This is a genomic window from Roseateles sp. (assembly GCF_047654805.1).
In the GTDB taxonomy this organism is placed as follows: Bacteria; Pseudomonadota; Gammaproteobacteria; order Burkholderiales; family Burkholderiaceae_C; genus Pelomonas.
Window position 1 is genome coordinate 5917402 of the sequence record NZ_JASGIV010000001.1, and the last position, 19013, is coordinate 5936414.

General features: G+C 68.9%; 17 protein-coding genes. 13 read left to right on the top strand and 4 right to left on the bottom strand.

Translation table 11 applies throughout. From position 1 onward, the window contains the following. The first annotated feature begins 11 nt into the window (after positions 1-11). Together QM732_RS26805 and QM732_RS26810 are read left to right on the top strand one after the other, a co-directional pair. The gene (locus QM732_RS26805) at positions 12-569 is read left to right on the top strand and encodes an NADPH-dependent FMN reductase (protein ID WP_415659137.1); all 558 of its coding nucleotides are present in this window, start codon (positions 12-14) and stop codon (positions 567-569) included. Then, positions 566-1465: a pirin family protein gene (locus tag QM732_RS26810; RefSeq protein WP_415659138.1), complete on the top strand. Its 900-nt coding sequence runs from the start codon at positions 566-568 to the stop codon at positions 1463-1465. Before QM732_RS26805 ends, QM732_RS26810 begins: the two co-directional genes overlap by 4 nt. Positions 1466-1471: 6 nt before the next feature. Here QM732_RS26810 and QM732_RS26815 read toward each other — a convergent pair whose 3' ends face one another. Next, the gene (locus tag QM732_RS26815; protein ID WP_415659139.1) at positions 1472-2491 is read right to left on the bottom strand and encodes an STAS-like domain-containing protein; all 1020 of its coding nucleotides are present in this window, start codon (positions 2489-2491) and stop codon (positions 1472-1474) included. 145 nt (positions 2492-2636) lie between these two features. Between QM732_RS26815 and fba the strand changes: the two genes are divergently transcribed. The 7 genes from fba to QM732_RS26850 all read left to right on the top strand — a co-directional run bounded on the left by fba (position 2637) and on the right by QM732_RS26850 (position 11709). Further along, on the top strand, positions 2637-3701 hold the full coding sequence (fba, locus tag QM732_RS26820) for a class II fructose-bisphosphate aldolase (RefSeq protein WP_415659140.1): 1065 nt from the start codon (positions 2637-2639) through the stop codon (positions 3699-3701). Further along, entirely contained in the window at positions 3698-4123 is a 426-nt protein-coding gene (locus QM732_RS26825; RefSeq protein ID WP_415659141.1) for a gamma-glutamylcyclotransferase family protein, read from the top strand. The genes fba and QM732_RS26825 overlap by 4 nt, the downstream gene beginning before the upstream one ends. 102 nt (positions 4124-4225) lie before the next feature. Beyond that, positions 4226-7360: a PAS domain S-box protein gene (locus tag QM732_RS26830; protein WP_415659142.1), complete on the top strand. Its 3135-nt coding sequence runs from the start codon at positions 4226-4228 to the stop codon at positions 7358-7360. A 2-nt stretch (positions 7361-7362) separates the two neighbouring features. Next, a complete protein-coding gene (locus QM732_RS26835) occupies positions 7363-7734 on the top strand; it encodes a response regulator (protein ID WP_415659143.1) in 372 nt (123 codons plus the stop codon). A 30-nt stretch (positions 7735-7764) separates the two neighbouring features. Then, positions 7765-8661, top strand: coding sequence for a phosphoribosylaminoimidazolesuccinocarboxamide synthase (locus QM732_RS26840; RefSeq protein WP_415659144.1), 897 nt, complete (start codon positions 7765-7767; stop codon positions 8659-8661). A gap of 145 nt (positions 8662-8806) precedes the next feature. Continuing rightward, on the top strand, positions 8807-9928 hold the full coding sequence (locus QM732_RS26845; protein ID WP_415659145.1) for a hypothetical protein: 1122 nt from the start codon (positions 8807-8809) through the stop codon (positions 9926-9928). A gap of 128 nt (positions 9929-10056) precedes the next feature. Further along, positions 10057-11709, top strand: a complete 1653-nt coding sequence (locus QM732_RS26850) for a serine/threonine protein kinase (protein ID WP_415659146.1) — start codon at positions 10057-10059, stop codon at positions 11707-11709. Positions 11710-11740: 31 nt separating this feature from the next. Here QM732_RS26850 and QM732_RS26855 read toward each other — a convergent pair whose 3' ends face one another. Beyond that, positions 11741-12685 carry a tetratricopeptide repeat protein gene (locus QM732_RS26855; RefSeq protein ID WP_415659147.1) on the bottom strand — a complete coding sequence of 315 codons (945 nt, stop codon included), beginning with the start codon at positions 12683-12685 and terminating at the stop codon, positions 11741-11743. A gap of 113 nt (positions 12686-12798) precedes the next feature. Between QM732_RS26855 and purE the strand changes: the two genes are divergently transcribed. Genes purE through QM732_RS26875 form a run of 4 tightly spaced genes read left to right on the top strand, consistent with a single transcriptional unit; the run spans position 12799 to position 16397 of the window. Then, a complete protein-coding gene (gene purE / locus QM732_RS26860) occupies positions 12799-13266 on the top strand; it encodes a 5-(carboxyamino)imidazole ribonucleotide mutase (RefSeq protein ID WP_415659439.1) in 468 nt (155 codons plus the stop codon). Beyond that, on the top strand, positions 13263-14426 hold the full coding sequence (locus QM732_RS26865) for a 5-(carboxyamino)imidazole ribonucleotide synthase (RefSeq protein WP_415659148.1): 1164 nt from the start codon (positions 13263-13265) through the stop codon (positions 14424-14426). The genes purE and QM732_RS26865 overlap by 4 nt, the downstream gene beginning before the upstream one ends. After that, entirely contained in the window at positions 14426-15412 is a 987-nt protein-coding gene (locus QM732_RS26870) for an L-threonylcarbamoyladenylate synthase (RefSeq protein ID WP_415659149.1), read from the top strand. Before QM732_RS26865 ends, QM732_RS26870 begins: the two co-directional genes overlap by 1 nt. 25 nt (positions 15413-15437) lie before the next feature. Then, positions 15438-16397 (top strand): esterase, encoded by a 960-nt coding sequence (locus tag QM732_RS26875; protein ID WP_415659150.1) that lies wholly within the window; start codon positions 15438-15440, stop codon positions 16395-16397. Between the two features lie 70 nt (positions 16398-16467). Here the strand turns inward: QM732_RS26875 and QM732_RS26880 are convergent, their stop codons facing one another. Further along, the gene (locus QM732_RS26880; RefSeq protein ID WP_415659151.1) at positions 16468-18219 is read right to left on the bottom strand and encodes a long-chain-fatty-acid--CoA ligase; all 1752 of its coding nucleotides are present in this window, start codon (positions 18217-18219) and stop codon (positions 16468-16470) included. A 95-nt stretch (positions 18220-18314) separates the two neighbouring features. Beyond that, positions 18315-18992, bottom strand: coding sequence for an FFLEELY motif protein (locus QM732_RS26885; protein WP_415659152.1), 678 nt, complete (start codon positions 18990-18992; stop codon positions 18315-18317). Positions 18993-19013 lie beyond the last annotated feature (21 nt).

A 19013-nucleotide genomic window follows, 5' to 3' on the forward strand; every position in this document is an offset into this window, starting at 1 on the left:
GCGGTACCGCCATGCACATCATCGCCCTCAGCGGCGCGCTTCGCCGCGCGTCCTACAACACCGCCCTGCTGCGCGCGGCCATCGCGATGGCGCCCGAAGGCGTCACGATGGAGCTGCGCACGCTGCACGGCATTCCCTTGTACGACGGGGACGTCGAGGCCCAGGGCATCCCCGAGGCCGTCACGACGCTGCGCGAAGCCATCCGCGGGGCTGACGCGCTGCTGATCAGCACGCCCGAGTACAACAACTCCATCCCAGGCGTGCTGAAGAACGGCCTGGACTGGCTGTCGCGGCCCAGTGGGGAGGGCGCCAAGCTGTTTGGCGGCAAGCCGACCGGGCTCATCGGTGCCACGCCGGGCGGCTTCGGCACCGTGCAGTCGCAGGATGCGTTGCTGTCGGTGCTGCGAACCTTCGGCAGCGACTTCTGGATGGCCGGGCGGATGATGGTGTCGCGCGCCGGCACGGTATTTGACGCCGATGGCCGGCTGGCCGACGACAAGGTGCAGGGGCAACTGCAGCAGTTCGTGGACGGTTTTGTCGAGTTCGTGAGGAAGAGGAGCGCGCCATGAGTCTGCACGTCGAGCGCATCACCAGTCACGTCAGCGACGTCGGCGGCCTGCCTATCCAGCGGGCCCTGCCCAACAAGGCCAGGCGCGCCATTGGTGCCTGGTGTTTTGCCGACCATGCAGGCCCGGCCACGCTAGCTCCTGAGCGGCGCATGAACGTCGGCCCGCATCCGCATACGGGGCTGTCCACCTTCAGCTGGATGATCGAGGGCGAGATCCTTCACCGTGACAGCCTGGGCTCCGAGCAGGTGTTGCGCGCCGGCGAGGTCAACCTGATGACTGCGGGGCGCGGGATCGCGCATAGCGAGGAGTCGCTGTCCGATCGCATCCACCTGGCCCAGCTATGGATCGCGCTGCCCGACGCCGAGCGCGAGCGCGCGCCCAGCTTCCAGCATTTTCCCGACCTGCCGCGCCTTGCCCAGGGCGGCTTCGAGGCGACGCTGCTGGTCGGTGAGCTTGACGGCCAACGTTCGCCGGTGCCCAGTCTCACGCCGTTGCTAGGTGTGGACCTCGCTTCCGATGGCCCAGCTGACGCGGTGCTCGCCGTGCGCCCCGGCTTCGAGCACGGGCTGATGCTGCTGGAGGGGGAGGTCGAGGTTGCGCCGGCGGGGCACGACACGGTCGAGACGATCACGCCCGGCACCCTGCTCTACGTCGGCCCAGGCTGCGAGGCCATCGAGCTGCGTTGTGCGGCCGCTGCCCGGCTGCTGCTGCTGGGGGGGGAACCCTGGGAGCAGCCGCCGCTGCTGTGGTGGAACTTCGTCGGGCGCGAGCCAGCGGAAATGCAGGTCTGGGCGCAGGACTGGGCGCGCGAGGACGGCGGGCGTTTCGGCGTCGTCCCGGGATACGACGGCCCGCGCATCATGGTGCCGCCAGTGCCGGCACTCAGGAAGCCCTAGACCGGTTCAGGCCGCGCGGGCGCTCTTCACCAGCGCTTGGATGCGCGGCGTGGCGTTGGTCGCCACCAGCTCGATCTGCGGGTTCGCCTTGGCGAACACGCGGAAGAGTTCGTCCGTGAAGCCGTGGCCCACGTCGGTGACGCCGTCGAAGTCGATCTCGGCGCGCCTGAAGGTCGCCAGCCGCGTGCCGACGCGGCGGGCCTGGGCGCGCGAGTCCAGCGCCTGGCCTTCGCCGGCCAGCAGTCGCAGCTGCACGACGGTCTGGTCGAACTCGATGCCGTCGCCCTGCGTGCTCCAGGCCTCCATGACGCCGTCCAGAGTACGCGTGGTGTTCAGCGCGATGGCCATGTAGATGGAGCTGCCCTGGCGCGGTAGCGCACGGCCTTTGCGCCAGCCCGTGCTTTCCCAGGCGCGGCGTTGGTAGGCGGTGTTGTTGGCGTGGATGTCGAACACGTCGGCCAACTGGCTGCTGAAGAACAGGCCCCGACCGGTGTGGGCGTCGGGTGCACTGGTCAGGCGCCCCTTGCTGAGTTCCAGCATTGCGTGCTGCGGGTCCTCAAGCTCGAAGGCACTGCAGATCCTGTCGAAGACGCCGACGCCGTCGTCGCTGACCAGCAGCTGCACGTGCGTGGGCGTCTGGCGCAGCGACACCGTGACACTGCTGCCGCCGGAATGGTCAGCCGCGTTGTTGACCAGCTCGGTGAATCCGTGCCGGATCATGCGCTCGACGTGCCTGGGCAGCGCGAAGTGGGGTGCGAAGTCGCGCTGCCAGGGCAGATCTTCCTGCAGGCCGTAGAGCGTGTAGCTGCGCGCCACCTGACGCAGAGTGCCCGGCGCGAAGACAGGCCGGCGGCTGGTGCCGGAGCGGGTCAGCCAGCCAGCGTCCACCAGGCGCTTGAGCGCGCCAAGCGAGGCGCGCCGGCTGGCACCGGTGCGTTCCTCGATGTGGGCGGCCAGGTCATGCGAGTGCTCGCTTGCAGCGGCGGTGATCCAGTTGGTGAGGTGGTCGAACACCAGTCTTGTCATGACCGCGCATTGTGCTGACTACTTCAATCACGGGGGGTGGGGCTGCTACCGACTCCATAGAATCCCCAATCAGTTACGGCGAGGTTACCAACTACGTTGGAAGCCGCAGTCGGCCCAGATTTCTCAACTTTACCGGGGACATCCCATGCCTCTCGTTTCCATGCGCCAGCTGCTGGACCACGCCGCCGAAAACGGCTACGGCATCCCAGCCTTCAACGTCAACAACCTGGAACAGGTGCAGGCCGTCATGGCGGCAGCCGATGAGGTCGGTGCGCCGGTCATCCTGCAGGCCTCGGCCGGCGCTCGCAAGTACGCCGGCGAGCCCTTCATCAAGCACCTGATCCAGGCCGCCTGTGAGGCCTTCCCGCACATTCCCCTGGTCATGCACCAGGACCATGGAACCAGCCCCAAGGTCTGCGCCGGCGCCATCGAGCTGGGCTTCGGCTCCGTCATGATGGACGGTTCGCTGATGGAAGACGGCAAGACGCCGTCCTCGTTCGACTACAACATGGACGTGACCCGCAGGGTCGTCGAGATGGCGCACAAGGTCGGCGTTACCGTCGAGGGCGAGCTGGGCTGCCTGGGCAATCTCGAGACCGGCGACGCCGGCGAGGAGGACGGCATCGGCGCCGAAGGCAAGCTGGACCACAGCCAGATGCTGACCGACCCCGAGGAGGCTGCCACCTTCGTGAAGGCCACTCAGCTCGACGCGCTGGCCATCGCCATCGGCACCAGCCACGGCGCCTACAAGTTCAGCCGCAAGCCCACGGGCGACATCCTCGCCATCGGCCGGGTCAAGGAAATCCACGCGCGCATCCCCAACACCCATCTCGTCATGCACGGCTCGTCCAGCGTGCCGCAGGAACTGCTGGCCGTCATCAACCAGTACGGGGGCAAGATGAAGGAGACCTTCGGCGTGCCGGTCGAGGAGATCCAGGAGGCCATCAAGCACGGCGTGCGCAAGATCAACATCGATACAGACATCCGCCTTGCGATGACGGGCGCGGTGCGCAAGTTCCTTGCCGAGAACCCCGACAAGTTCGATGCCCGCGAGTGGCTCAAGCCGGCCCGTGAGGCCGCGAAGGCCGTCTGCAAGCAGCGCTACCTGGAGTTCGGCTGCGAAGGCCAGGCCGCGAAGATCAAGGGCCGGACGCTGGCCGACATCGCTGGCGCCTACGCGCGTGGCGAACTGGCGCAAAAGGTCCAGTGACCGCTCACTGCTTCACCTATGGCTCACTGATGTGGGCCGACATCATGGCCCGGGTCTGCGGACGCGAGTTCGTCGGCGAGACGGCCTCGCTGGCCGACCATGCCCGTCATCCCGTGCACGGCCAGGACTATCCCGGCCTGCGGCCCGCACCCGGCGGTGCCGTGGTTGGCCGGCTCTGCCGCAACGTTGACGCGGTGGCCTGGGCGCGGCTGGACGCCTTCGAGGGCGAGGAGTACGAGCGCGTGAGCGTCGAGGTGCGGCTGCAGGATGGTGCGCGCGTCGCCGCCTGGGTCTATCGCTTTCGCCCCGAGTTCTCTTCGCGCCTGCTGCCCGGCGAGTGGGACGCGATGGCCTTCGAGCGCGAAGGCCACGCACGCTTCACGGCGCGCTACATCGGGTTCGACCTCCTCGGCCCGCGCTGACGGCAACGCGGCAATACGCCACGTTTGCGGATGGCCGCCTGGCACCGTCCGGTCCACAATGCCGCGGCGTAACCCTTTGTTATCAGGGGCCGGGAGCATGAGATGGACGAGCTGACCGGGATCGTCGCGCGCGCGGGCTTCCTGCCGCACGGCTATTGTTTTCAGTGGTCGCCGGGCCTGCTCTGGAGCATGGTGGGCGCCGATCTGTCGATTGCCCTGGCCTATTTCTCCATCCCGCTCGTCATCGCCAGTTACGCGCGCCAGCGCCCTGAGGTCAACCTCGGGCGCATCGCGACGCTGTTCGCTGTATTCATCTTCGCCTGCGGCGTGACCCACGTGCTGGACGTCTGGACGATCTGGCGCCCCGACTATCAGTTGCAGGCTGCGGGCAAGGTCTTCACCGCCCTGGCCTCGGTGCTGACGGCGGCAGTCGCCTGGCGGTTGATGCCAACGCTGCTGGCCGTGCCGTCGTTGGACGAGATGCGCGTGGCCAACGAGGCGCTGCGTCGCGAGGTGGACCGCCGCCACAGCGCAGAGGATCACCGGCTGGAGGCCGAGCAGAGCCTGGCCGCCACGCTGTCGACCATCGATGCCGGCTTCATCACGACCGACGGGGAGGGGCGTATCACGCGTATCAACGCGGTGGCTGAGCGCATTACCGGCTGGCCGGCCGACGAGGCGCTGGGCCGTCCGATCTGGGAGGTCTTCGTGCGCGAAGGCATGCCAGCCGAGCTGGCCCGGCGCAACCCGGTCGACGTCGTGCGTCAGCGCCTGCCAGACGCGGCCTTGCGTCGCCAGGCCGTTTGTGTATCCCGCGACGGCAGCACCCGCCCCGTTGAGGTCCATGCCGATCTGACCCACCATGCCGATGGCCGTGCGCGCGGCGTCGCCATCGTCTTCCGCGACGTCGGCCGCCTCACCGAGGCCGAGGCGGAGGTGCGGCGCCTGGCCGCGGTCGTCGAATCGTCAGCCGACGCCATCGTTGTCAAGACGCTGGACGGGCGCATCACGAACTGGAACGCAGCGGCCGAGCAGATGTTCGGCTACACAGCCGCGGAGGCCGTTGGCCAGCCCGTGCAGATGCTGGTGCCCCCGGAGCGCGAGGCCGAGGAGACGCGCATTCTGGCCAGCATCGCCCAGGGGCAGGCACTGCCGCCACTGCGGACGGTGCGCCTGGCCAAGGACGGCCGTCGCGTGGAGGTGTCGATCCAGGTCTCGCCGTTGCGTGACGCCGCCGGCCGCATCGTCGGCGGCATCAAGTCCGCGCGGGACTTGACTCACCAGCGTCAGATCGAGGTCGCGCTACGCCAGAGCGAGGCGCGGCTGCGCTTCGCTCTGGAGTCCGCCGCCATCGGCGACTGGGAGATGGAGCTGGAGACCGGCGTCATCCACCGCTCGCGCCGCTATGACCAGTGCTTCGGCCTGGACGATTCTGCTGGTCCCTGGGACCGCGCGCGGCTGCTGGCTGCCGTTCACGCCGAGGACCGTGCGCTGGTGGAGGCCGGCCTCCATGCGCTGCTGGATACCGGAACGGGGCAACTGCCCTGGCACGCCGAGTTCCGCGTCGTCTGGCCGGATGCCAGCTCCCACTGGCTGCGTCTGGATGCGCGTGTCGCGCGCGACGAGGCCGGCGCGCCGCGCCTGGTGGGCATCGTTGCCGACGTGACTGCGATGCGCACCGCCGAGCAGGCTCGCCAACAGGCCGTCTGGCTTGCCGCCGAAAACCGCCGCGTCCAGGAGTCGAGCCGGCTCAAGAGCCTGTTCCTGGCCAACATGTCCCACGAGCTGCGCACACCGCTGAATGCGATCATCGGCTTCTCCGACTTGCTGACCATGGACGGTCCGACACCTGAGCCGGTGCGTCAGCGCGAATGGCTGCAGCACATAGCCAGCAGCGGCCGCCACTTGCTGAGCATGATCAACGACGTGTTGGACCTGTCCAAGATCGAGGCCGGCAAGATCGACTTCCACCCCGCAGCCATCGACCTGCCGGCCCTGGTCGACGACGTGATGGCCACCGTTGCCGTGCTGGCGGAGCAGCGCGGGCTCAGCCTCAAGTCCTCCATCGCGCCCGAGTTGCATGACCTGGTGCTGGACGCCGCGCGGCTCAGGCAGGTACTGCTGAACTACTTGTCCAACGCCATCAAGTTCACGCCCGCCGGGGGCTGGGTCGAGCTGCGAATGGTGGGCGAGGGGCCGAGGCTGTGGCGGCTGGAGGTCGAGGACAGCGGCATCGGCATCCCGCCTGAGCGGGTCGGGCAGCTCTTCGTCGAGTTCCAGCAGCTCGACGACGGCCTGGCCAAGCAGCACCAGGGCACCGGCCTGGGCCTGGCGCTGACGCGCCGGCTCGTTGAGGCCCAGGGTGGGCGTGTCGGCGTCTACAGCCAGCCCGGCCAGGGCAGCCGCTTCTATGCCGTGCTACCGCGTCAACCGGTCGATGATGAGGGCCAGGCGCCTCGGCCGGCCCACCAGCAGTTGGTGGCGCTGCGAGACCATCCACTGCGCGACGGCGTCGCACGTGAGCTGTCGCAGGCCGGTGTGGCGGCCGACACCGCGGCCACGGCGGCCGAGGTGCTGCGCCTGGCGCGCGTGCGCCGCTACACGGAGCTGGCCATCGACCTCGGCCTGCCAGATTCACCGGGGCTGGGCCTGCTGGCTGCGCTGCGCAGCGGCGGGCCGTCCATGCATGCGTCGGTGAAGGCGCTGGCGTTGACGCCCGCCACCGGCGCAGGCGTCGCCTTCCCGGTTTCCGACGTGCTGGCCAAACCACTGCGTCGGCCCGCGCTGGCGCGCGCCCTGGTGCCGCTGCGCGAACGCCTCGGCCCGGGCCGGCCCGTGCTGGTCGTCGATGACGAGGCCTTGTCGCGCGACCTGATGTGCGCCGCGCTGCAGGCTGCGGGCGTAGAGGCCGTCGCGGTGACCGGCGGCGTAGAGGCCTTGCAGCGCCTGCAGACGCTGCAACCCGCGGTCGTCGTACTCGACCTGATGATGCCGGGTGTCGACGGCTTCCAGGTGCTGCACGAGCTGCGCTCCGACCCGCGGTGGGTCGAACTGCCCGTCATCGTCTGGACGGCGCTGGCATTGGGAGTCGAGGAAATCGAGGCGCTGGCGCGTTCGGCCAGCGTCATTGCGGGCAGCGCCCAGCCGGGCCGTGCCCAACCCCTGGCCGAGGTGCGCGATGCCCTGCTGCGCGCCGCCCGCCAGGAACGCCGCGGCCGCCGCCGCCCCGGGAGCTGAACATGGCCGGAGAACGTGTTCTCGTCGTCGACGACAACGAACTCAATCTCGAGTTGGCCCAGTACGTGCTCGAGGCCGACGGCTTCGTTGTCGATCGTGCCCTGCACGTGGACGAGGCCTGGGCCCGGCTGCGAGCATGCCGGCCCGACATCGCGCTAGTGGACATTCAGCTGCCCGGCGCGGACGGTCTCAGCCTCGTGCGTGCCATCAAGTCCACGCCCGACCTCGCCGATCTGCCCGTCATCGCCTTTACAGCCTATGCCATGCAGGGCGACGAAGAGCGCTTCCGTGCTGCCGGCTGCGACGGCTATCTGAGCAAGCCCATCGACGTGTACAGCTTTGCCGCCACGGTTCGGGCCTACCTCGGCACCTAAAATCCCGGCCTTCTCCCTGAAGCCGCCGCCATGCCCCAAGCTCTCTACGAATCCAGCCTGAAGTCCCTCCCGCTGCTCGGCCGCGGCAAGGTGCGCGAGAACTACGCCGTCGGCGAGCATCGGATCCTGATGATCGCCAGTGATCGGTTGTCGGCCTTCGACGTCATCATGGGCGAGCCCATCCCGGGGAAGGGCGCGTTGCTGACGAAGATGGCGCTGTTCTGGTTCGACAAGCTCGACGGCATCGTGCCCAACCACCTGACCGGTGAAGATCCGCTGTCCGTCGTCACAGGCGAGGAGCGCGAGCAGATCCGCGACCGTGCCATGCTGGTCAAGCGCCTCAAGCCCCTGCCCATCGAGGCCGTCGTGCGCGGCTACCTGGCCGGCAGCGGCTGGGCCGAGTACCAGAAGACGCAGAGTGTGTGCGGCGTTGCGTTGCCGGCTGGCCTGCGCAATGCCGACAAGCTGCCCGCTCCCATCTTCACTCCGGCTACCAAGGCCGAGATGGGCGACCACGACGAGAACATCTCGTTCGAGCAGGCTGCCGGCATCATCGGCATTGAACTGGCCACACGCGTGCGCGACATCTCCATCCAGCTCTACCGGCGCGCCGCCGACTTCGCGCTGACCAAGGGCATCATCATTGCCGACACCAAATTCGAGTTCGGCCTGGATGCAGACGGCACGCTGACGTTGATGGACGAGGTGCTGACGCCCGACTCCTCGCGCTATTGGCCAGTCGAGAGCTATGCGCCCGGCAGCAACCCGCCGAGCTACGACAAGCAGTTCGTGCGCGACTGGCTGGAAGCAGTGCGTATCGACGGTCAGCCCTGGGGCAAGAAGGCTCCTGCGCCAGCGCTGCCCGCCGAAGTCATCGCCAACACCGTGCAGAAGTATGAAGAGGCCCTGCAGCGGCTGACCGCATGAGCGCCGTGCGGGGGCATATCCAGCAAGCTTGCTTTCGCCGGACGGGAGTGAGCCCGGACCTGCAAGACCCCTGCGGGCATTGCATGGCTGGCAAGTACCTGGCGGTGACGTCGGCCGGGCAGGGCGTAGTGCGAAGGGCGCGTCCGTGAGCGTCAGGCTTCGCAGTCGGCTGGCGCAGCGTCTTGACGCCGAGATCGCTTCCGCCGCTGCGATGCCGGCGCGCGCCGCCGTGCTGCAGGTCCAGCGCGCCATCCTGTGGCTGCGCCATGGCCGCGAGGCCGAGGCCCGCGAGGAGCTCAGCCGGTTGCAGGTCCGGGCGCTGGCCCATCCACGGGTCGATCTGGCCGCCTGGCTGCATCTGGCCGAAGGCCTGACGGCTTATTTCGGCGCCTTCGGTGGCGGGGCCCGTGAGCGTGTGCGCCGAGCCCTGGTGATGGCTCAGGCCGGCGGCCTGACCACGCTGAAGGCGCTATGCGACGCCTGGCTGGCGCAGATGGCCTTCGTCGACCGTGACATCGACCTCCTCGTCGCCCATGCGGCCGCCGTGCTGGCCGCGCCGGCGGACAACGCCGCAGCCTGCCGCGTCGCCTCGGCCCTGGGCATGGCCTGGGACCTTGCCCAGGACGAGGCCGCCGCGTCCGCCTGGTATGCCTGGGGTCGCCGCGCCGCCAGCGCGGATGGTGACGATGCCGGCCTCGCCGCCCTGCTCTACAACCAGATGCAGATGCGCGCGCTGCGCATCCGCCATGCGGCGCTGGCTGGTGAGCCCGGTGAGGCGCCGGCTGTGCTACTGGGCGTGGATTCCATCGGCCATTTCGACGACGCCGTGGGTGGTTCGGCCCGAGCCGACCTGACGCCGCTGCTGCGTGCCCAACTGCTGACTGTGCAGGGGGATTTCACGGCCGCCGCTGCGTTGCTGGAAGCGCACTTGCCCGAGGCCGTGGGTGCTGGCCTGGCCCGCACCGGTGGCAGCCTGCTGGCCGACCTGGCATGGTGCTGGGCCAACACTGGCGAGGCCTCGCGCGCGCGAGCGCTCGCCGACCAGGCCGCGGTGGAGGTGTTGGCCGAGGACTCGCCCCACTGCGACATCGACGAGCGAGCCGCGCTGCACGCCCGGCTCGCCCAGGTCTATGCCCGGCTGCACGAGGACGGCCTGGCGGCCCGCCATGGTGACGCCGCTCAGGAGGCTTGGGGCCAGGACGCTGACCAGCGCCACCTCTGGGCCGGGCGGCTGAGTACGGCAGGAATGGGCACTCCGCCACGCTGACCGGGCTTTTTCCGGGCTGCCCGTGTGGCCTGGCTGCGTTACCCTCGCCGGCCTATGAGCAACGCATGGCCGCCCCACGGGGCTCGATCCCACATGGCGGCGCCGCACGTAGTGCGAAAGGCGCGTCCGTGAGCAGCGACGCGCACGACCACGAGGCCATCAACGCCTTGCCCGTCGGCACGCGGTTCGGCGAATTGGAGATCCTCGGCACGCTGGGCGTCGGCGGCTTCGGCATCGTTTACCTGGCGCGCGACCATTCCCTTGAGCGCGAGGTCGCGATCAAGGAATACATGCCCAGCCAGTTCGCGTCACGCGATGGGCGCTCCCAGGTGTCGGTGCGTTCGGTGTCTATGAAGGAGACTTTCGAGCTTGGCCGCCGAAGCTTCGTCAATGAGGCCAAGCTGCTGGCCCGCTTCGACCACCCGTCGCTGCTCAAGGTCTACCGCTTCTGGGAGGCCAACGGCACGGCCTACATGGCCATGCCCCGCCTTGTCGGCCAGAACCTGCGCGAGGCCCGCAAGACACGCCCGACGCCGCCGCCCGAGGCTTGGGTCCGGCGCATCTTCGACGCCGTCCTCGACGGCCTGGAAACCTTGCATGCCCAGCAGGTCTGGCACCGCGACGTCGCGCCCGACAACATCTTCCTCCCTGCTGACGGCAGCCCACCCATCCTGCTGGATTTCGGTGCCGCCCGCCAGGCCATCAGCGACCGCACACAGGTCTTCACGGCCATTCTCAAGCCCAGTTTCGCGCCCATCGAGCAATACGCCGAGGCCACGTCGCTGCGCCAAGGCCCCTGGACCGACTTCTACGCGCTGGCAGCCGCCATGCACGAGCTGCTTACCGGCCGACCGCCGCCACCGGCCACGGCCCGGGCCATGGGCGACGAGCTCACGCCGCTGGCCGTCCCTGGCTATTCGAAGGAGTTCCTTGCCGGCCTGGACTGGGCGTTGCGCGTGCCGCCCCACCAGCGGCCGCATAGCGTGGCGGCCTGGCGGGAGGTGCTCGACGGCCGTGCCGAAGTGCCTCCAGCCCAGCCGGCGCTGCAGCGGACCGCGCCGCTGGATATCGAGTTCGCCGACAGCGTGCTGGGTACGCCGTCGCAGCCGAACGATCCCGCTGCGACCGTCGTCATGCCGCCGCGCAAGGGGGCGCCGCCCCCGGCCCCTGTGCGCAGTCCGCCGGCATCCACCAGCCAGCGCTCCTGGCCGAGGGTGGCCGTGGCGGGTGGCGGTGTCGTCGCGCTGCTGCTGCTCGGTCTCTTCGTCATGCAGTTGCGCGGCAACCCGCCCCAGCCCGAGGGCACGCCCGCCGAACCGGCAGCCTCGGCGGCCATGCTCGCGCCCCGGCACGAACCGCCAGCCAGCATTCCGACCCCGCAGCCCGTGGCGACGCCATCCGCGCCCGCTTCGCTGGCGGCCGCGCCTGCCCGGCCAGTGCCAGCGCCCGCATCTGTGCCGCCGCGCCGCGACGCGGCGCCCAAACCCGTCCTCACAGAGAAGGCCGGCGACTTCCGCCCCGCGCAGCGCAGCCCCGTATCCGCCCCGTCCGAGCCGGCGGCTGCCGCCACGGCCGGGACGTTGCCGGCCAAAGCCGTGCCCGCCTCTGCGGCCGCGCCAGCCTCGAACGAACCCAAGACGGCCAGCGAGGCCTGCGGTAAGCGCGTGCTGTTCGCCCGTGCCTGGTGCATCGACCGGCAGTGCGAGAAACCCATCTACCAGAACGATCCCGAGTGCGTGAAGCTGCGGGAGATCCGCAGCAGCCGGATCGGCGCGCCCTGAGCGTCCTGAACGGTCGCGCTGGGGGCAGGCGTCAGAACAGCGCCATCGACAGCTTGCGGCGGTACTGGTCGATCAGCGGATCGGTCTGCACGATGGCAGCCTTGCCGGCCAGCTCCAGCGTACCGCTCTTGGCTTCGGCCGCCGGCTTGGGCGCGGGCTTGGTCAGCAGTTCCAGGATGGCCACATAGGCCTTGCGTGCGGCCTCGCCGTTCCAGGCCTTGTCACGCATGATGATTTCCAGCAGCTCGTCCATGGCCTCGGTGAAGCGCTGCTGGGCGAGATGGTGCTGGGCCAGCGCGAAGCGGGCATCGAAGTCGCGCTTGTTGGCGGCGATGGACTCCTGCAGCGCGGCCGGGTCGCCGCCGGCTTCGAAGGCCGCCAGCCAGATGGCCAGCGCGGCCAGGCGGGGCGAGGGCGTCAGCGTATCGGCCGCCTTGGTGGCCACCGGAGCGAAGGCGGCTCGGGCGTCTTGCACCAGCCCAAGCTCCAGCAGGGCCTTGACGTAGTCGAAGCGGGCCGTATCGTTGCCCGGGTCGGTCTCCACGGCATGGGCGAGCTTGCCCAGCGCAGCTTCCAGGTCCCCGTCGGCGAGCAGGTCCTGGGCGTCAGCCAGGTCGGCCTCGGCCTCCAACTGCTCGCCGGGAGGCACATGCTTGTCCAGGAACTCGCGGATCTGCGCCTCTGGCAGGGCGCCGACGAAGCCGTCCACTGGCTGGCCGTCGACGAACATCACGCAGAACGGGATGGAGCGCACGCCGAACATCTGGCTGAGCTGCGTGGCGATCTCCGGCACCTCGTCGCTGTTGAGCTTGGCCAGCTTGAAGCGGCCGGCGTAGGTGGTCTCCAGCTTCTCCAGGATGGGGCCCAGCGTGCGGCAGGGACCGCACCAGGGCGCCCAGATATCCAGCAGCACGGGGCACTGCTGGGAGGCGTGGATGAGTTCGGCTTCGAAGTTCTGGAGGGTGATGTCAATCATGGCTGAGGGCAGTTGTGGACGCGCCACCTACAATTCAAGGCTTTTCTGAGCCCCGGAGCGCGACCTTGTCCACCCCAGCCCCCCAGAACCCGGACGCCGTCATCGGCATCGTCATGGGCTCCAGCAGTGACTGGGAGACGATGAAGCAGGCGGCCGAGATTCTGACCGAGTTCGGTGTCGCGTTCGAGGCCCGGGTGGTGTCGGCCCACCGCATGCCGGACGAAATGTTCGCCTATGCCGAGGCCGCCGCCGGCCGGGGCCTGAAAGCCGTCATCGCCGGCGCCGGCGGCGCGGCCCACCTGCCGGGCATGCTGGCAGCGAAGACCACGGTGCCGGTGCTGGGCGTGCCGGTGGCCAGCCGCCATCTTCAGGGCGTCGACTCGCTGCATTCCATCGTGCAGATGCCCAAGGGCATCCCGGTCGCGACCTTCGCCATCGGCAATGCCGGTGCGGCCAATGCGGCGCTCTTCGCTGTTGCGATGCTGGCCACGGGCGATGCGGTGCTGCTGGACAGGCTCAACGCGTTCCGTGCCCGCCAGACGGCCGCCGCGCAGGCCATGACCGCGGAGCTGCACGGATGACGGCGCTGCTCCCTGGTGCCGCAACGCTGGGTGTCCTCGGCGGTGGCCAGTTGGGTCGCATGTTTGTCCATGCCGCCCAGGCGCTGGGCTATCGCTGCATCGTGCTGGACCCGGACGCCATCAGCCCGGCTGGCGCCGTGGCCGAGAAGCATGTGAAGGCCGACTACCTGGACCCGGTGGGCCTGGCCCAGATGGCTCGTGACTGCGATGCGATCACGACCGAGTTCGAGAACGTGCCCGCCGTCGCGCTGGAGACGCTTGCCGGCATGCGTGTCGTGGCGCCTGCCGCTGCTGCCGTGGCCGTCTGCCAGGACCGCGCGGTCGAGAAGGCCCATTTCGAGGCGGCCGGCGTCCCCTGTGCGCCGCACGCAGTGATCACGAATGACATCGAGCTGGCGGCAGTGGATCCGGCCCTGCTGCCGGGTATCTTGAAGACCAGCCGCATGGGCTATGACGGCAAGGGCCAGGTGCGCGTATCGACGGCTGCTGAGCTTGCCGAGGCCTGGGGCCGGCTCAAGCGGGTGCCCTGCGTGCTTGAGCAGCTGCTACCGCTGAAGGCCGAGCTGAGCGTGCTTGTCGCGCGCGGCGCGGACGGGCTGCTCGTCAACTTCCCCGTGCAGCAGAACCTGCACCGTGCAGGCATCCTCGCCGTTACCGAGGTGCCCGCGCCCGCCGTGCCGGCCGAGGTGCAGGGCCAGGCCGTCGCCGCCGCCCGGCAGGTGGCCGATGCCCTGGGCTATGTCGGCGTGCTGTGCATCGAGTTCTTCTGGCTGGAGGATGGTCGCCTGGTTGTCAACGAGATGGCACCGCGCCCGCACAACTCTGGCCACTGGACGATGAATGGTGCCGACGTGTCGCAGTTCGAGCTGCAGGTGCGTGCCCTGGCCGGCCTGCCGTTGCCTCAGCCACGCCAGCATTCGGCCAGCGTCATGCTCAACCTGCTGGGCGACCTCTGGTTCAACGATGACGGGGGGCCGACGCCGCCCGCCTGGGACCGCGTGCTGGCCCTGCCTGGCACTCACCTGCACCTGTACGGCAAGGCCGAGGCCCGTCACGGCCGCAAGATGGGGCACCTGAACATCACCGCTGAGACGCCGCAGGCGGCGCGGCTGGTCGCGGCCGAGGCAGCTGCCATCCTGGGCCTGCCCACCTCGTTCTGATGCTGCTTCTGCCCGGCAACGATCCCGCGGCCATCCAGGCTGCCGCGCAGCGGCTGGCGGACGGCGAGCTGCTCGGCCTGCCGACCGAGACCGTCTACGGCCTGGCCGCGCGGGCGGACCGTGACGCCGCGGTTGCCAAGATCTTTGCCGCCAAGGGCAGGCCCAGCGACCACCCGCTCATCGTGCATGTGCTGGACGAAGCCAGCGCCGAGTCCTTCGCCGACCACCTGCCCGCCACGGCGCGCCGGTTGATGGAGGCCTTCTGGCCGGGGCCGCTGACAGTCATCGTGCCGCGCCGACCCGGCATGGCCGAGGCTGCGGCCGGCGGCCATGCGACGGTGGCGCTGCGCTCGCCAGCCCACCCGGTCGCTCGTGCGGTACTGGCCGCTGCGCGCGTGCTGGGCGTCGACGGCGTGGCCGCACCCAGCGCCAATCGCTTCGGCCGTGTCAGCCCGACGCTGGCCCGCCATGTCGTCGAGGAGTTCGGCACCGGGCTGATGGTGCTGGATGGGGGGGCCTGCGAGGTGGGCATCGAGTCCAGCATCGTGGACTGCAGCCGCGCGAGGCCGGCACTGCTGCGCCCGGGACTGGTCGGCCGCGCACGCATCGAGGCCGTGCTGGGCGAGGCGCTGCACGAGCCGGACGCCGCCGCGCCCAAGGCCTCGGGAACGCTGGCAGCCCACTATGCGCCCAGTGCCCGCGTGCGCTTGCTGGACGCCGAGCATCTGGCTTTACGTTTTGCCACAGCTGTCGCCAGCGGAAGCCTGGAAGGGGTGGCGGTATATTCACGCGCCCAGTTGCCGGCGTGGCGCTGGCAGGCCATGCCGGCCGACCCGGCGGCGTCGGCCCACGAACTGTTTGCGGTGCTGCGGGCCATGGATGCGGCCGGCGCCCGCGAGATCTGGGTCGAGGCGCCTCCGCGCGACCCGGCCTGGGATGGCGTCCGGGACCGGCTCAGCCGGGCCGCAGCTGCCTTCAACGATTGAGTTTTCCTGCCCTGAGTTCATCGTCATGCAACGTGTTGTCTCCCAGAAATTGAAGCGCGGCCTGGCCCTGGCCACGGTAAGCGTGGCCGCGCTGGTCGCCGGCTGCGGCGGCGGCAGCACCGAGCAGATCGACCCGTTCGCGCCGACCCGCATCATCACCTTCGGCGACGACAGCGCCGCCATCCTGCAGACCGGCAAGAAGTACACGATCAACGGCCTGAGCACCGACACCCAGCTTCCGGACTGCAGGCTCAACCCGGTCTGGAGCCAGGTTGTGGCCAGTGGCTTCAACTTCGTCTATCCGCAATGCAACAGCGACTTCGTCGCGCTGCCACAGGGCATCATGTACGCCGCTGCCGGCGTCAAGGTCGCCGACGTGCGAGACAAGATCGACCAGCACCTGTCCAACGACCGCTTTGGTCCCAAGGATCTGGTGACCATCATGGTGGGTGTCAATGACATCGTGGAGCTCTACCGCCAGTTCCCGCTGCAGAGCCGCGAATCGCTGCTCGGCGAGGCCAAGGCCCGCGGGAAGCTGCTGGCCGACCAGGTCAACCGCATCGCCAACGCCAACGGCCGCGTGGTGGTGAGCACGATCTTCGACGTGGGCCTGACGCCCTTCGGCCAGAAGGAGAAGGAGCAGCAGACGGACATCGATCGCGCCATTTTCCTGGACGATCTGAGCACGGCCTTCAACACCGCGCTGCGACTGAACCTGTTGAACGACGGCCGGCTGATCGGTCTGGTGCTGACGGATGAAACCATTCAGCAGATCGCGCGCTTCCCGTCCGCCTTCGGCTATACCGACGTGACGCATGCGGCCTGCCGTGCCGATGTCGCTCCTCAGGACTGCACGACGAGTACGCTGCAAGTCGACGCCAACGCCTCGCAGTGGCTGTGGGCCGGTGATACGTTGCTGGGCCCCAGTGCGCAGAGCCGCATCGGCACGATGTATCTGAGCCGGGCGCGGAACAATCCGTTCTAAACCCGTCCCTGCGCGCTGACCGCCCCTTCAAGGTCGCGCCGCCAAGGCCCCTGGCGGCGCCTGCAGGAACTCAGGCGGTGTTGGTCCTGAGTTCGCGGCGCAGGATCTTGCCGACGTTGCTCTTGGGCAGTTCGTCGCGGAACTCGATGAAGCGAGGGCGCTTGTAGGCTGTCAGCTGCTGGCTGCAATAGCTGGTCAGGTCTTCCTCGGCCAGTGCCGGGTCGCTCTTGACGACGAAGAGCTTGACGGCTTCACCGGACTTGGCATCCGGCACGCCCACCGCAGCGCACTCCAGTACGCCGGGGTACAGGTTGACGACCTGCTCGATCTCCGTGGGATAGACGTTGAAGCCGCTGACCAGGATCATGTCCTTCTTGCGGTCGACGATACGCACATAGCCTCGTTCGTCCATGATGCCGATGTCGCCACTTTTGAAGAAACCGTCGGCGTCCATCACGTTGGCTGTCTCGTCAGGGCGCTTCCAGTAGCCGGCCATGACTTGCGGGCCGCGGATGCAGATCTCGCCGCGCTCGCCGAGGGGGACGTCCCGGCCATCGTCGTCGCGGATGGCGATCTCGGTGGATGGGATGGGCAGGCCGATGCTGCCGTTGAAGGCGCGCTGGTCCAGCGGGTTGATGGTGGCGGCCGGCGAGGTCTCGGACAGGCCGTAGCCCTCCACGACTGGGCAGCCGGTGACCTTGAGCCACTTCTCGGCCGTGGCCTGCTGCACGGCCATGCCTCCGCCGTTGGAGATGACCAGCTCGGAAAAATCCAGCCGCGAGAAGCCGGGCTCGTTGGCCAGCGCGTTGAAAAGGGTGTTGACGGCCGGGAATATATGGATCCTGTGGCCGCGCAGTGTCTCGATGAAGCCGGGGATGTCACGCGGATTGGGTATCAGGATGTTCAGGTGGCCCATGCGCGCGCCGAGCATGAAGCAGGCCGTCAGCGCGAAGATGTGGTACAGCGGCAGCGCACAGACATTGGTGAACTGCACGTTGCCGTCCGCATAGCCGGGTACCTTGGCCAGCATGGGCTGGAACCATGCCTCGACCTGCAGGATGTTGGCGACGATGTTGCGATGCAGCAGCGTGGCGCCCTTGGACACGCCGGTCGTGCCGCCGGTGTATTGCAGGAAGGCGACATCGTCAGGCCCAAGCTCGGGCTTCTTCAGGCGCAGGCGGTCGCCGTGGCTCAGCGCTTCGTTGAAGCGCACGACGGTGCGGCCGTCGCCTGCCGGCAGGCGGAACTCCGGCACCATCTTCTTCACGTGGCGCACGGCAAAGTTGATCAGCGGGCCCTTCCACCAGTTCAACAGGTCGCCCATGGACGCCAGCACTACATGGCGCACGTCGGTTGCAGCGATGACCTCCGACAGCGTGTGGGCGAAGTTCTCCAGCACGACGATGGCGCGGGCGCCGGAGTCCTTCAACTGATGCTCCAGCTCACGCGGCGTGTACAGCGGGTTCACGTTCACGACGACGAACCCCGCGCGCAGGATGGCTGCGATGGCCACCGGGTACTGCAGGAGGTTGGGCATCATGATGGCCACGCGGTCGCCCTGCTTGAGCCCTTGAGCCTGCAGCCAGGCGCCGAGCTGGGTGGACAGCTGGTCGATCTCGGCGAAACGCATGCGTTGGCCCATGCAGATTGCCGCGTCGCGCTGGGCATGCTGGCGGAAGGCCTCGTTCAGCAGGTCCACCAGCGAGCCATGGATGCGGCTGTCGATCTGCGCCGGCACGCCGGCCGGGTAACTGGCCAGCCAGGGCTTGTCGCGTGAGCTCAGGACGTGGGCGTCATCAAGGGCGGCAACGGCGGCAGTCATCGGCAGACCTCGGCGGGAGAAGGTCTCTGATCTTGGGTTGCCTCGTGTCCCTCGCCTAGGGGACTTGCCCTACGTCGCCGCGGCGACAACAGCTCTCAGCCGCCATTGAACAAGGTGCGGGCCAGCGCCTCTTCGCGCTGCCTGACTGTGGCCAGGAACTCTCCGGCGCCCCGCATCGCGCGGAAGGTGTCGAAGCCGCTTTCTAGGAAGGCCTGCAGCGTGCCCAGCCCCGCCACCTGCGCCGGCCCCCGCATCAGCCGCAGCGTCTGGCGCAGCAGCGGTTTCGCCGTTAGCCGGTCCAGCGACTGGCCCACCGCCATCGTCAGGTCGATCTGGCGCTGGCGCGAGGCAGGCTCCCCGCACGCGCGCCAGGCGATGGCGTATTCGGCTGGCGTGATATCGGGCGACAGCAGGTGGTCGGCCATGCGTGTGTCCAGGTGCTCTGACAAGGCATGCAGCCTGGCCAGCCTGGCCACGGTGTCGACGACTTCGTCAGGGAACAGGCGCGTCAGCGTCGGGATGACTCGGGCGAACTGGGCGTCCCGCTGGCGGTAGTCGTCAGGGCCGTAGAGCTCGTGCAGGAAGAAGCGCGTCGCGGCCTCGTAGCGCGGGTGGGCCAGCAGGTCGGCGTAGGTATCGGCGAAGCGGCGCTGCTGGTAGGCCTTCAGGGCCTGGACGCGCGCGTCGAGCTCGGGGTCGGCGGCACGGCGGGCGCGTTCGGCATCGACGGCTCGCAGTTCCTTCAGCAGGGATTCGGCGCTCAGTTCATCCATGGGGCGCTGGCGATTCTGCCC

Excerpts from the sequence above, each read along its gene's own strand:
- QM732_RS26805 (WP_415659137.1), top strand. The coding sequence starts at position 12 with ATGCACATCATCGCCCTCAGCGGCGCGCTTCGCCGCGCGTCCTACAAC.
- QM732_RS26810 (WP_415659138.1), top strand. The coding sequence starts at position 566 with ATGAGTCTGCACGTCGAGCGCATCACCAGTCACGTCAGCGACGTCGGC.
- QM732_RS26815 (WP_415659139.1), bottom strand. The coding sequence starts at position 2,491 with ATGACAAGACTGGTGTTCGACCACCTCACCAACTGGATCACCGCCGCT.
- fba (WP_415659140.1), top strand. The coding sequence starts at position 2,637 with ATGCCTCTCGTTTCCATGCGCCAGCTGCTGGACCACGCCGCCGAAAAC.
- QM732_RS26830 (WP_415659142.1), top strand. The coding sequence starts at position 4,226 with ATGGACGAGCTGACCGGGATCGTCGCGCGCGCGGGCTTCCTGCCGCAC.
- QM732_RS26835 (WP_415659143.1), top strand. The coding sequence starts at position 7,363 with ATGGCCGGAGAACGTGTTCTCGTCGTCGACGACAACGAACTCAATCTC.
- QM732_RS26840 (WP_415659144.1), top strand. The coding sequence starts at position 7,765 with ATGCCCCAAGCTCTCTACGAATCCAGCCTGAAGTCCCTCCCGCTGCTC.
- QM732_RS26855 (WP_415659147.1), bottom strand. The coding sequence starts at position 12,685 with ATGATTGACATCACCCTCCAGAACTTCGAAGCCGAACTCATCCACGCC.
- purE (WP_415659439.1), top strand. The coding sequence starts at position 12,799 with ATGGGCTCCAGCAGTGACTGGGAGACGATGAAGCAGGCGGCCGAGATT.
- QM732_RS26865 (WP_415659148.1), top strand. The coding sequence starts at position 13,263 with ATGACGGCGCTGCTCCCTGGTGCCGCAACGCTGGGTGTCCTCGGCGGT.
- QM732_RS26870 (WP_415659149.1), top strand. The coding sequence starts at position 14,426 with ATGCTGCTTCTGCCCGGCAACGATCCCGCGGCCATCCAGGCTGCCGCG.
- QM732_RS26875 (WP_415659150.1), top strand. The coding sequence starts at position 15,438 with ATGCAACGTGTTGTCTCCCAGAAATTGAAGCGCGGCCTGGCCCTGGCC.
- QM732_RS26880 (WP_415659151.1), bottom strand. The coding sequence starts at position 18,219 with ATGACTGCCGCCGTTGCCGCCCTTGATGACGCCCACGTCCTGAGCTCA.
- QM732_RS26885 (WP_415659152.1), bottom strand. The coding sequence starts at position 18,992 with ATGGATGAACTGAGCGCCGAATCCCTGCTGAAGGAACTGCGAGCCGTC.